Origin of the sequence: Ensifer sp., from assembly GCF_035999135.1 — a bacterium.
Taxonomy (GTDB): Bacteria; Pseudomonadota; Alphaproteobacteria; order Rhizobiales; family Rhizobiaceae; genus Ensifer.
Genome location: NZ_DASYGZ010000175.1, coordinates 17,396 through 28,539, shown reverse-complemented (window position 1 = coordinate 28,539; position 11,144 = coordinate 17,396). Strand labels below are relative to the sequence as shown.

Annotated in this window: 13 protein-coding genes; 5 read left to right on the top strand and 8 right to left on the bottom strand. The window is 63.1% G+C overall.

Annotated features, from left to right (window positions below; genetic code table 11):
• Entirely contained in the window at positions 1-555 is a 555-nt protein-coding gene (locus VGO12_RS23115; protein ID WP_327515076.1) for an alpha/beta hydrolase, read from the bottom strand.
• A gap of 259 nt (positions 556-814) precedes the next feature.
• Between VGO12_RS23115 and VGO12_RS23110 the strand changes: the two genes are divergently transcribed.
• Positions 815-1,630 (top strand): DUF2189 domain-containing protein, encoded by an 816-nt coding sequence (locus VGO12_RS23110; protein WP_327515075.1) that lies wholly within the window; start codon positions 815-817, stop codon positions 1,628-1,630.
• A gap of 92 nt (positions 1,631-1,722) precedes the next feature.
• Here VGO12_RS23110 and VGO12_RS23105 read toward each other — a convergent pair whose 3' ends face one another.
• The 7 genes from VGO12_RS23105 to VGO12_RS23075 all read right to left on the bottom strand — a co-directional run bounded on the left by VGO12_RS23105 (position 1,723) and on the right by VGO12_RS23075 (position 7,684).
• Complete coding sequence (locus VGO12_RS23105) at positions 1,723-2,031, bottom strand: PilZ domain-containing protein (protein ID WP_327515104.1); 309 nt, start codon at positions 2,029-2,031, stop codon at positions 1,723-1,725.
• 144 nt (positions 2,032-2,175) lie between these two features.
• Complete coding sequence (gene purB, locus VGO12_RS23100) at positions 2,176-3,477, bottom strand: adenylosuccinate lyase (protein WP_327515074.1); 1,302 nt, start codon at positions 3,475-3,477, stop codon at positions 2,176-2,178.
• A 62-nt stretch (positions 3,478-3,539) separates the two neighbouring features.
• Positions 3,540-4,100, bottom strand: a complete 561-nt coding sequence (locus VGO12_RS23095; RefSeq protein ID WP_327515073.1) for a hypothetical protein — start codon at positions 4,098-4,100, stop codon at positions 3,540-3,542.
• Positions 4,097-4,840 (bottom strand): DUF2259 domain-containing protein, encoded by a 744-nt coding sequence (locus VGO12_RS23090; RefSeq protein ID WP_327515072.1) that lies wholly within the window; start codon positions 4,838-4,840, stop codon positions 4,097-4,099. The genes VGO12_RS23095 and VGO12_RS23090 overlap by 4 nt, the downstream gene beginning before the upstream one ends.
• The gene (gene rpe / locus VGO12_RS23085) at positions 4,837-5,514 is read right to left on the bottom strand and encodes a ribulose-phosphate 3-epimerase (protein WP_327515071.1); all 678 of its coding nucleotides are present in this window, start codon (positions 5,512-5,514) and stop codon (positions 4,837-4,839) included. Before rpe ends, VGO12_RS23090 begins: the two co-directional genes overlap by 4 nt.
• A gap of 80 nt (positions 5,515-5,594) precedes the next feature.
• Complete coding sequence (locus VGO12_RS23080; RefSeq protein WP_327515070.1) at positions 5,595-6,599, bottom strand: P1 family peptidase; 1,005 nt, start codon at positions 6,597-6,599, stop codon at positions 5,595-5,597.
• Positions 6,596-7,684 (bottom strand): branched-chain amino acid ABC transporter substrate-binding protein, encoded by a 1,089-nt coding sequence (locus tag VGO12_RS23075; protein ID WP_327515069.1) that lies wholly within the window; start codon positions 7,682-7,684, stop codon positions 6,596-6,598. The genes VGO12_RS23080 and VGO12_RS23075 overlap by 4 nt, the downstream gene beginning before the upstream one ends.
• A 294-nt stretch (positions 7,685-7,978) precedes the next feature.
• On the opposite strand from VGO12_RS23075, the gene VGO12_RS23070 reads away from it, so the two are divergent.
• From VGO12_RS23070 to VGO12_RS23055, 4 genes are all read left to right on the top strand, one after another.
• On the top strand, positions 7,979-8,473 hold the full coding sequence (locus VGO12_RS23070) for a flavin reductase family protein (RefSeq protein ID WP_414650769.1): 495 nt from the start codon (positions 7,979-7,981) through the stop codon (positions 8,471-8,473).
• 126 nt (positions 8,474-8,599) lie between these two features.
• Positions 8,600-9,532, top strand: coding sequence for a MoxR family ATPase (locus tag VGO12_RS23065; protein WP_327515068.1), 933 nt, complete (start codon positions 8,600-8,602; stop codon positions 9,530-9,532).
• Position 9,533: 1 nt separating this feature from the next.
• Positions 9,534-10,787, top strand: a complete 1,254-nt coding sequence (locus VGO12_RS23060) for a VWA domain-containing protein (protein ID WP_327515067.1) — start codon at positions 9,534-9,536, stop codon at positions 10,785-10,787.
• A 23-nt stretch (positions 10,788-10,810) separates the two neighbouring features.
• Positions 10,811-11,143, top strand: a complete 333-nt coding sequence (locus tag VGO12_RS23055) for an XdhC family protein (protein WP_327515066.1) — start codon at positions 10,811-10,813, stop codon at positions 11,141-11,143.
• Position 11,144 lies beyond the last annotated feature (1 nt).

Sequence of the window (11,144 nt, the reverse complement as noted above, 5' to 3'; positions counted from 1 at the left end):
TCAGGGCTTCAGGCGGCTGAGGAACTGAGCAAACACCATCGTGCCCTCCGGCCAGGGTCCGTGGCCGGATTCCGTGTTGATGTGGCCGGACTCGCCGGCATCGACAAGCAGCGAGCCCCAGGCATTGGCGATATCGTCGGCGTGCTCGTAGGAGCCGAACGGATCGTTGCGGCTCGCCACCATCAGCGACGGAAACGGCAAGGGATCGCGCGGATAGGGACCGAAGGTCATCAGATGCTTCGGCCGGATCGCGGGATTGGCCACATCCGGCGGGGCCACCAGGAAGGCGCCGGCGATCGGCTTGTTGAAATGGGGCAGGGCATGGACTGCGGTTGCGACGCCGAGCGAATGAGCGACGATGACAACCGGCTTTTCCGCCGCATTGACCTCCTCGACCATTCGCGCCACCCAATCGTCGCGTACGGGCTTTGCCCACTCCGCCTGCTCGACACGGCGCGCGGTCGACATCTTGCGCTCCCAGCGGCTCTGCCAGTGCTCGGGTCCGGAGTTTGTGTAGCCGGGGACGATAAGGATATGGGCGTCAGATAGTTTCATGATGGCCGCGATGTGGCGCTGAAAGGCGCCGAAGTCAAGTCTGCGGGCGCTGCGAACTGTCTCGACGCGCAGGACCAGCTGTCGCCATTTCGACACGGCATGTCAGCGACCTCGTATCGGCAGGCATTTTAGCAAGCATGCAGAAGGCGACAGCGGTCTCATTTTCTGTATAATCGGGCGGACGGTCGCGGGTTGGTGCGGCTTGGTTTTGTCGCATCGCTGTTCCGCGGCCGCTCTGGTTCGTTGAGGAGTGTGAGCCATGACAACATTCCATGTCCTGTCGGGAGCGGACGCGAGTGTCGCCCATCCCGGAATAAAGAAGATCGGTGTCTCGGACGTATTTGACGCGTTGCGCCTCGGGATCGACGATTTTCGTGAAAAGCCGTCGCATTACGTCTTTCTCTGCCTGATTTACCCGATAGCCGGCGCCGTCCTGATGACGTGGAGCGCGGGCGCCAACATGCTGCCGCTGCTTTATCCGCTTGTTTCCGGTTTTGCCCTGATCGGCCCGGTGGCGGCGATCGGACTTTATGAAATCAGTCGACGGCGTGAACTTGGCATGGACTATTCCTGGCCGCATGCGCTTCGGTTGCATCGCTCACCGGCCTTGCCGTCCATCATGGCCGTGGCGCTCATGCTCTTTGTGATCTTCGTTGCCTGGCTCCTGGTGGCACAGGCTCTCTATGTGCAGATCTTTGGAGCCGAGCCACCGGACTCGATCTCCGCCTTCTGGAACGGCATCATCAGCACCGAACAGGGCTGGAACCTGATCCTGGTCGGCAATGCCGTCGGTTTCGTGTTCGCCGTGGTCGTACTTGCAACGACGGTCGTGTCGTTTCCGCTGCTGATCGATCGGGACGTCGGAGCTGTCGCTGCCGTCGAAACGTCCATTCGCGCGACTTTGGTCAATCCCGTGCCGGTCGCCATCTGGGGGTTTATCATCGCCGCGGGCCTGGTGATCGGCTCGATCCCGGTCTTCGTCGGACTGGCTGTCATCATGCCGATTTTCGGCCATGCCACCTGGCACCTCTATCGCAAGATGGTCGAGCCGGGCCCGCGCGCCCGGTCACGGTAGGCGGAAGCCGTTCCACTCAGCGCCACGCACGACGAAAGGCGCCGCCGGTCGTTTGACCCGCGGCGCTTTGGCGCGTGAATGAGCCTGTGTCTCTATGGGCGGAAATGCTTGTAATAGGACGAAATCTGGGCGGCGGTGTTGGAGGAAAGATTGAGCTTGATGCCGATCTTGTCACCGCGATACCAGCGCACCATGCCGGTCAGGAAACCGAGCTCCTCGCTCCTGATGGTCACTTCCTGGCCGGTCTTGGCGCCGATATCGAAATAGAGCTGGAAGCAGATGCCTTCGGCCGAAAGGTCCTTGACGACACCGTTGCTCGAACCTGTCTTGCAGGTCACCATTCCCGTGATTTTCGTTTGCGTGCGCTGGGTCGTCCGCTCGACACTGTCCTTGTAGGCCATGTGATCCTCAGAAACCTGGGTTGACATGGTCTTATCGTCGCACGCAATAATTGAATATCCTGCTAAGAAAAATGCCCGCATTTGAGCGATGTGCGCCAAATGCGGGCATTTTCAAGCGATGCAACGGGACCGCGTCCCGAAGGCTCAGCCGAAGACGCGGCTGAAGATCGTGTCGACGTGCTTGGTGTGGTAGCCGAGGTCAAACTTTTCGCGGATGTCCTCTTCGGACAGCGCCGCCCGCACTTCAGCGTCGGCAAGCAGTTCCTCGAGGAAGTCCTTGCCCTGTTCCCAGACCTTCATCGCATTGCGCTGCACGAGACGGTAGGCGTCCTCGCGCGACACGCCGGCCTGGGTCAACGCCAGGAGAACGCGCTGCGAGTGAACGAGACCGCGGAACTTGTTCATGTTCTTGGTCATGTTCTCGGGGTAGACGAGCAGCTTGTCGATCACGCCGGTGAGGCGCGCGAGCGCAAAGTCGAGCGTCACCGTCGCATCCGGGCCGATCATGCGCTCGACCGAGGAATGCGAGATGTCGCGCTCGTGCCAGAGCGCCACATTTTCCATGGCGGGAACGGCGAAAGCGCGGACCATGCGGGCAAGACCGGTCAGGTTCTCGGTCAGAACCGGATTGCGCTTGTGCGGCATGGCGGACGAGCCCTTCTGGCCCGGCGAGAAATATTCTTCAGCTTCCAGCACTTCCGTGCGCTGCAGGTGGCGAATTTCCGTCGCCAGGCGCTCGATCGACGATGCAATGACGCCGAGGGTGGCGAAATACATGGCGTGACGGTCACGCGGGATGACCTGGGTGGAAACCGGTTCCGGCTTCAGGCCGAGCGCCTTGGCAACATGCTCTTCGACGCGCGGATCGATGTTGGCGAAGGTGCCGACGGCGCCGGAGATGGCGCAGGTCGCCACTTCCTCGCGGGCAGCCAGCAGGCGCTGCTTGCAACGGTCGAACTCGGCATAGGCGAGCGCCAGCTTGACGCCAAAGGTCGTCGGCTCGGCGTGGATGCCATGCGAGCGGCCAATCGTCACCGTATCCTTATGCTCGAAGGCGCGGCGCTTCAGCGCCTCCAGCAGCTTGTCGAGATCGGCAAGCAGAAGGTCGGTAGCGCGCACCAACTGTATGTTGAAGCAGGTGTCGAGCACGTCGGACGACGTCATGCCCTGGTGGATGAAGCGGCTGTCGGGACCGACGAACTCGGCCAGATGCGTCAGGAAGGCGATGACGTCGTGCTTGGTGACGGCCTCGATCTCGTCGATGCGGGCGACGTCGAAGGTGGCGGCGCCACCCTTTTCCCAGATCGTGCGGGCTGCATCCTTCGGGATGACGCCGATCTCGGCAAGCGCGTCGCAGGCATGGGCCTCGATCTCGAACCAGATGCGGAATTTCGTTTCCGGCGACCAGATGGCCACCATTTCCGGTCGGGAGTAGCGCGGGATCATGGGCTTTCGCTTTCGTCGTCAGTGGAGGATTGCCGTGCCTCTAGCAAAGATAGCCGTGAAGCTCAACGCCATTGGCCGCGGCGATTGCTTGCCAGCCACAGGCTGACGCCAAGGAGTATAGCACCGCCGAGCGGCAAATAGAGGCGAAGGCCCATGACGAGGAACTGATAGAAGGCGATGGCCGTGGTGAAGGCAAACTGGAAGAGCCATGTCTTCGTTCCGATCGGCGCGTGCCATTGGGAATAGAATTCCCGGTAGTCGAGCGCAAACAGCAAGGCGGTCATGCCGATTGTGCCGAGGGAGAGGAAGAAGAGACAAGCGGCAAACCGCGTTTCAACGCGACGCCCAAGTGCAGCAAGGCGGGCAAGAAACAGCGCCGGCGGCCATGCGAGCGCCGCACCGAACGCGAACATCTGGAGCAGTTCGGCCAGGTGAAAGGTCGAGGCGCCTTCGCGCAACCACAGGCCAAACCACGCCGAGGCCATCATCGAGATCCCCCAGAACGGGGCGCCGACGACCAGTTCGACAGCCGACGGGAACGCGCGGACGAAGCGGCTCCGTTTCGGGACTGCGGCCGCCGCACGTTCTGCTTTCGCTTCGACGCTGGCGGCCGCCTCGTTCATTGGGCGATCCGGGTCGGGATCGCGATCCAGCGCCCGTCTGTGGTTCCTTCGAAACCGAGCGACTTGACGAGAACCATGATGACGTGGGTTTCCGAACCATCGTCGTTGCGGTGGGTGACCGCGCCGCCGACCTGATAGCCGGTCGGGCAGCGGCGGCTTTCCGGAACGCGGCTGTCGTCCTGCAGGACTTCGCTCGCAGCCTTGCCGGCCTTCATCGTCATCGACAGACGAAAGCCTTTGACCTCCTTCAGGAAATCCTTGCAGATGCCTTCCGGCTCGAAGCTTTTCTCCTCAAGCGCAACCGAATAGGTCTCCCGAAACGCTTCCGCGGCCGCAAAGGCATCGTAGGTCAGGCTCTGCGGCTTGGCGTTGGCCTCGGTGATCGGGTTGTAGGCGGCCAGAAGCCCGGGTGCATCGGCCAGACGATAGGCCTCGATCAAGGGTGCCGCACGACGACGGGATTCGTGGCGCGCCTTGGAGAGCGGGCTGCCATCCTCACCGCCGACGGCGCGGATCGGCGCCCCCGGCAGAAATGCGTCATTGCGCGTGTCGACCACATAGATAGTCGAATAGGGAAAACCGGAGCCGTCCTGGATACCGTATTCCTCGAAGGCAAAGACGTTGCCGTCGGCCGAAAAGCCGATCGGCTCGAAGGCGGCGTAGTCGCCCGCCAAGGCCGGAGCCGCGAACGACGCAACGGCGAGCAGCAACAGGCCTGGAACTGCTGCGCGGCTCTTCATCGATAGGCCTTCTCCGCAGGGGCGCGGATCGCTTCGATGCCGGCGCGATAGGCGTCGACAGAACCGCCCTTGAAGATCGCCGAACCGGCGACGAGCACGTTGGCGCCGGCGCCACTGGCAATGGCGGCCGTCTCGGGCGCAATGCCGCCGTCCACCTCGATCTCGATCGGCCGGTCGCCGATCATCGCCTTGATGCGACGGATCTTCTCCGCCGTAGCGTCGATGAACTTCTGCCCACCGAAGCCGGGGTTCACGGTCATGACGAGGATGAGGTCGACCTGGTCGAGCACGTATTCGATGGCGCTTTCAGGCGTTGCCGGATTGAGCGAAACGCCGGCCTTCTTGCCAAGCGACCGGACCGTCTGCAGCGAGCGATGCAGATGCGGGCCGGCTTCGGCATGAACCGTCAGAATATCGCAACCCGCCTTGGCGAAGGCTTCGAGGAACGGATCGGCGGGCGAGATCATCAGGTGGCAGTCGAAGGTCGCGTCCGTGTAGCGCCGCAGCGACTTGATCACATCGGGACCGAAGGTGATGTTGGGCACGAAGTGGCCATCCATGACATCGAGATGGATCCAGTCGGCGCCGGCATCGACGACGTCGCGAACCTCCTGTCCGAGCTTGGAGAAATCGGCCGCCAGGATCGACGGAGCAATGCGGATAGGATGGGTCATGGCGCACTCCAGGGTGTTTTCCGCGGGAATAGCACCGGCGGGCCGCGCAAACAACATGCCGCCGATCAAAGCTGCGTCAGCTAGAGGCCGGACCAGCACGGCATGAGGTCGTTTTCGGCAGGGGTCGCGTCATGCACGCCGCGGGCGATCGCGCGCGCCATCGTCGATGCGGCCACCGCGCCAAGATCGATGAAATCCTCAAGCGTCGGCGTCTTGCCGCTGGCTCCGGTCGCAAGCGCAAAGATCAGGTCGCCATCAAGCGGCGTGTGTGCCGGCCACAACCCGCGCGCAAAGCCGTCATGGGCGGCAATCGCCAGGCGCTTGGCCTCCGCCTTGGTCAGCACCGCATCGGTTGCGATCACCGCGATCGTGGTGTTGGCGACGGCCGCCTGTCGATCGCGAAACTTGATGCGGATGTCGGATGCGTCAGTAGGCAGGGGGTGGGGGTAGCCAAGCCCTCCGAACTCATCGTCAACCTCAAACGGCGCCGCCCAGAAGTGCCTGCCGCCCCCAACAGTCGCCGAGCCGAGCGCATTGACCGCAACGAGCGCGCCAACGGTAATGCCGCTTGGAAGCACGGTGGAAGCAGAGCCGAGACCGCCCTTGACGGTGGCGGTGAGCGCGCCGGTTCCGGCGCCGGCCGTGCCCGTTGCAAAGGATCTGCCGGCCCGGCGGACCGCCTCGAAGCCGACTTCGCGATAGGGCGGAAAACGCCCCCAATCCTTATCGCCGCCATTGATCAGATCGAAGAGGATGGCCGTCGGAACGATCGGTATGCGGTGCGGACCGACGGCGAAACCGCGACCCATTTCCCTGAGGGCGGCTTGAGCGCCGGAGGCCGCGTCAAGACCGAAGGCAGACCCGCCCGACAGGACGAGGGCATCGACCGCCTGCACCGTATTGTGCGGCTCGAGAAGGTCGGTCTCGCGCGTTCCCGGAGCGCCGCCAAGCACCTGGACGGCCGCGGTTGCCTGGGGATCGCAAACGATGGCGGTGACGCCCGATTTGAGGCGATGATCCTCGGCGTTGCCAACGGTCAGACCTGCAACATCGGTGATCAGGTTCAACGGCCCGGAGCGCATCATGGGTTATTTCCTTCCGCGGCCGCGGGCACGAAGCGGCCGTCCTGCCATTGCATCAGACGATAGGGATTTTCGGCGCGCTCATGCGCGGCGTTGAAGGAAAGAAGCCCGAGAACCGTCGGGTAGGGACCCTTGGCGATCGCCTCGGCCAGCGGCTTGTCCTCTTCCGCAGCCCGGTCCTTGGCCTGTTCCAGGAGGGCGACGGCAGCGAAAGCCGGCATCACATAGCCCTCGGGTTCGATGCCGGCGGCGCGCATGCCATCCGCAAAGGGCGTGCCTTCGGGCGATATGGACGCGTCCGGCAGGGTCACGGCGAGCACGCCATCGACAAGAGGAACCACGGGATCGGCGGCATTCAAGGCGTCGCCCCCGAGCAGGACGAGATCGGCACCTTCCCCTTGAGCATCACGGGCGATCACCGCGGTGTCCTGGCGGTCGCCGCCGGTAAAGACATGGGTGGCGCCGCTCTTGACCAGGCGCCGCACCAGATTGATCTGCTGTTCCTGCGCCGGCCGATAGGTATCACTGAACACCGGCGTCAGCCCGATTTCGGCAAGCGCTGCGCGCACGCCCTCGACCAGTTCGCGGCTATGGATGGTGCCATCGTCGACAAGCGCTATCGGCTTGTCCTTCCAGCGGCTGACGATGGTATCGACGATCGCGTCGGCCTCCGCCTTGCCGCTCGGGGCGAGACGAAACAGCGGCCACTTATGCTTCAGCGCGTCCTCCATCAGGATATCGGACCGCACGCTCAGAGTGATCGCGGGCACACCTGCCTCCGCGAGCGCCGGCAGTGTTGCATCCAGGCTCTCGGTGCAGAGAAAGCCGATCGCAGCCTCAGCGCCAGCCGCGAGCAGGGCCTTCGTCAGCGCTTCGCTGCCGGCGGCATCGCAGGTCTCGGGAATGACGACGATTTCACTGCCATGATCACCCGCCTTGAACGAGGCGCCATCGACGATCTGCTTGCCAAGCGGCGCGAACGGACCTTCGACCGGCGCAACCACGGCGACCTTGATGCCGGCTGCCGCTGCGGGCATTGCCTGCATCAATCCGGCAAGAACGAGGGTGGTGACGATCGATCGAAGCATTCACTTTCTCCGCTGCCACCTGTCTGTCGATCACGTTCGATCTGCAGCCAAAACCCGTGGCGAGCCCAATATTGCTACCGCTTCTGTTGCCGCTCGCATTCGCCGCGCGGCACGGTAGTGGTCGCATGTTTTAAGGATGTGCCCTGCGGCGTCAAAGGAAAAGATGTCGCCGATCCGGAGGAAGGGTCTATCCGCGTCGCGCCCATGTCGCAGATCCGCAAGATTCTCCTTGAAACGGGTTTCATATTTTCAACGACCGTCTATGTATGTGCCTGACATTGCCCGGAGAATGAAGTGTTGGAGAAGACCCGGCTGGACCCCATCAGTTATCGCGACGCGATGAGCCGCCTGGCCGGTCACGTGCAGGTTATCACCGCAGCTGACGGCGGCGAGCGGCGCGGCGTCACCGTGACGGCGTCCTGCTCGGTGTCCGACAGTCCTCCGACGGTTCTGGTCTGCCTGAACGGCGCCAATCCGCGCAACGAGATCTTCACCCGCAGCGACAATTTCGCCCTCAATCTGCTCGGCGACGAGCACCGGGCGCTTGCGCATGCCTTCTCCGGGCGCGACCAACTGGACATGGAGCGGCGATTCGCCCTTGCTCAATGGACGCGGCTGACAACCGACGCGCCGATCCTGGTCGGCGCGGTCGCCACCTTCGACTGCCGCCTCATCGAGGTGAAAACCATCGCCACGCATCTGGTGCTGTTCGGAGAAGTGGTGGATGTCGCGATCGGTCCGGCACGCCCGCCGCTCATTTATGTAGACCGCGGATATCACTCGCTATAAGTTTTAAAGACCGATTTTCGAGTGTTCGTCTTGACATGAGAAAATCTGTTTAAGCCTATGATCTGTCTCATGATTTCACCCATGGAATAGAGCCAGGCTTTCGACTCGTGTCTTGGCGGAGGAGACATGGCGACGACACAGGTGGCAACAGGCCTACCCCAGTCCATCGAGGAGACGACGGCTCTTCTGGAGGCGCACGACTATCTTGCCGGCACGGCGCTTGCGACCGTGCTCTTTCTTGCACTCCGGATGAGGCGTCCGCTCTTCCTCGAAGGCGAGGCTGGCGTCGGCAAGACGGAGATTGCCAAGGTACTTGCAAAAGCGCTCGATCGACCACTGATCCGGCTGCAATGCTATGAAGGCCTTGATGTCGCCTCGGCCGTCTATGAGTGGAACTATCCGGCGCAGATGCTTGAGATCCGGCTTTCGGAAGCATCCGGCAAGGTAGACCGCAAGCGGATCGAAAGCAGCATTTTCTCCGAACGGTTCCTGATCCGCCGCCCGGTCCTGCAGGCGATCTCTTCAAATGGGGGACGCGCGCCGGTTTTCCTGATCGACGAGCTCGACCGGACAGATGAAGCATTCGAGGCGTTCCTGCTCGAAGTTCTGTCCGATTTCCAGGTGACAATTCCGGAACTTGGTACGATCCGGGCGGACGAACCGCCTGTTGTCATCATCACCACGAACCGTACGCGCGAAATCCATGACGCGCTCAAGCGTCGCTGTCTCTACCACTGGGTCGATTATCCGAGAGCCGCCCAGGAGCTGGAAATCATCCGTCGCAAGGTGCCGGGCTGCAACGCGACCCTGTCACGGGAGATCATCGCCTATGTGCAACGGCTCCGCACGATCGATCTCTTCAAAAACCCCGGCGTTGCCGAGACGATCGACTGGGCAACGGCAATGACCGAACTCGACAGGTTGGCGCTCGACCCGGAAACCATCGCCGACACGCTCGGTACCCTGCTCAAATACCAGGACGACATCGCCAGGATCGACGGTGCGGAGGGGCGCAAGCTGCTCGCCGAAGTCAAGGCGGAGCTGTTGGCGGCAGGCTGACATGGACGAGCGGGAGCTGCGCATCGACGATGCACCCCTTCCGCCGGCTGCGGAAGGCGGAAGGCTTGCCGACAACATCGTCTTCTTTGCAAGGGCTCTCAGGCGCGCCGGTATCAAGGTTGGTCCGGGAACGATCGCCGACGCCATTGACGCCGTTGCGCTGATCGGCATCGGTGACAGGGACGTCTTCTACGCGGCGCTGCAATGTGTCTTCGTCAAGCGCCACGAGGACCAGCCGGTCTTCGACGAAGCCTTCCGATTATTCTGGCGCTCGCGGGGGCTGGTCGAAAAGATGATCGCGATGATGTCGCCGCTGGCGCCCGAGCGCGAGAGCGAGCGGAGCAAGCGACGAGCCGGCGAAACGCGCGTCAGCGACGCCCTGCTTGCAGGCCATGAGGCAGATCGGCCGGAGCGTGACGCGCCGGAGATCGAAGTCGATGCCCGCTTCACGGTCTCCGGTCGCGAATTGCTGCGCCGGGCCGACTTTGCCCAGATGAGCGCCGCCGAGCTTGCCGAGGCCAAGCGCGCGCTCTCAGCGATGACCCTGCCGATGGACAGGGTCGTCACACGCCGCTTTCGTCCGTCCCGGCGCCAGAACCGGATCGATCCGCGCGCCACCATGCGCGATGCCATGCGCTTCGGCGGCGAGCTGATCCTGCCGCGCTTTCGCGAGCGCCGCTACGCCCATCCGCCGCTTGTGGTGCTCGCCGATATTTCCGGCTCGATGAGCCAGTACACCCGCATTTTCCTTCACTTTCTGCATGCGCTCAGCGAAGAGCGTCGGCGGGTGCATACGTTCCTGTTCGGGACCCGGCTCACGAACGTCACGCGACAGCTGCGCAACCGTGACCCGGATGCCGCGATCGACGATTGTATCAGCACGGTCAAGGACTGGTCCGGCGGGACGCGCATCGGCGAGACCCTGCGTGAATTCAACCGCCGCTGGTCGCGCCGGGTCCTGGGGCAGGGCGCCATCGTGCTGATGATAACCGACGGCCTCGAACGCGACGATACGGCAGAGCTCGAGATCGAGATCGACCGCCTGCACCGGTCCTGCCGGCGCTTAATCTGGCTGAACCCGCTTTTGCGCTTCGACGGTTTTGAAGCCCGGGCGCGCGGCGTCAGAGCAATGCTGCCGCATGTTGACGAATTCCGGGCGGTGCACAATCTTCAATCCATTGCCGATCTCGTGAAGGCACTGTCCGGGCACCAGTCCCGAAATTCTGACCCGAGACGGTTCTTGAGGTCGCTATGATCGGAACGATGGAAAGGGACGCGATGCCCGGAGCCGTGAACATTTTCAACCCTCTCGACGTCGCCGAGGCCTGGATCAAGGACGGGCGCAGCGTTGCCATCGCCACGGTCATCGAGACCTGGGGATCGGCGCCTCGCCCGGTTGGAAGCCATCTGGTGATCGACGGCGCGGGCAACTTTGAGGGTTCGGTGTCAGGCGGCTGCGTCGAGGGCGCTGTCATCACCGAGGCCGCCGAGGTCATCGCCTCGGGTCAGCCGAGAACCCTCGAATTCGGCGTCGCCGACGAAACCGCCTGGCGCGTCGGCCTTTCCTGCGGCGGCAGGATCCGGGTGTTTGTGGAGCGGGTCGACGGCTGAG

What these genes read in the sequence shown, in the direction of transcription:
- VGO12_RS23115 (WP_327515076.1), bottom strand. Translation starts at nt 555, where the DNA reads ATGAAACTATCTGACGCCCATATCCTTATCGTCCCCGGCTACACAAAC.
- VGO12_RS23110 (WP_327515075.1), top strand. Translation starts at nt 815, where the DNA reads ATGACAACATTCCATGTCCTGTCGGGAGCGGACGCGAGTGTCGCCCAT.
- VGO12_RS23105 (WP_327515104.1), bottom strand. Translation starts at nt 2,031, where the DNA reads ATGGCCTACAAGGACAGTGTCGAGCGGACGACCCAGCGCACGCAAACG.
- purB (WP_327515074.1), bottom strand. Translation starts at nt 3,477, where the DNA reads ATGATCCCGCGCTACTCCCGACCGGAAATGGTGGCCATCTGGTCGCCG.
- VGO12_RS23095 (WP_327515073.1), bottom strand. Translation starts at nt 4,100, where the DNA reads ATGAACGAGGCGGCCGCCAGCGTCGAAGCGAAAGCAGAACGTGCGGCG.
- VGO12_RS23090 (WP_327515072.1), bottom strand. Translation starts at nt 4,840, where the DNA reads ATGAAGAGCCGCGCAGCAGTTCCAGGCCTGTTGCTGCTCGCCGTTGCG.
- rpe (WP_327515071.1), bottom strand. Translation starts at nt 5,514, where the DNA reads ATGACCCATCCTATCCGCATTGCTCCGTCGATCCTGGCGGCCGATTTC.
- VGO12_RS23080 (WP_327515070.1), bottom strand. Translation starts at nt 6,599, where the DNA reads ATGATGCGCTCCGGGCCGTTGAACCTGATCACCGATGTTGCAGGTCTG.
- VGO12_RS23075 (WP_327515069.1), bottom strand. Translation starts at nt 7,684, where the DNA reads ATGCTTCGATCGATCGTCACCACCCTCGTTCTTGCCGGATTGATGCAG.
- VGO12_RS23065 (WP_327515068.1), top strand. Translation starts at nt 8,600, where the DNA reads ATGGCGACGACACAGGTGGCAACAGGCCTACCCCAGTCCATCGAGGAG.
- VGO12_RS23060 (WP_327515067.1), top strand. Translation starts at nt 9,534, where the DNA reads ATGGACGAGCGGGAGCTGCGCATCGACGATGCACCCCTTCCGCCGGCT.
- VGO12_RS23055 (WP_327515066.1), top strand. Translation starts at nt 10,811, where the DNA reads ATGCCCGGAGCCGTGAACATTTTCAACCCTCTCGACGTCGCCGAGGCC.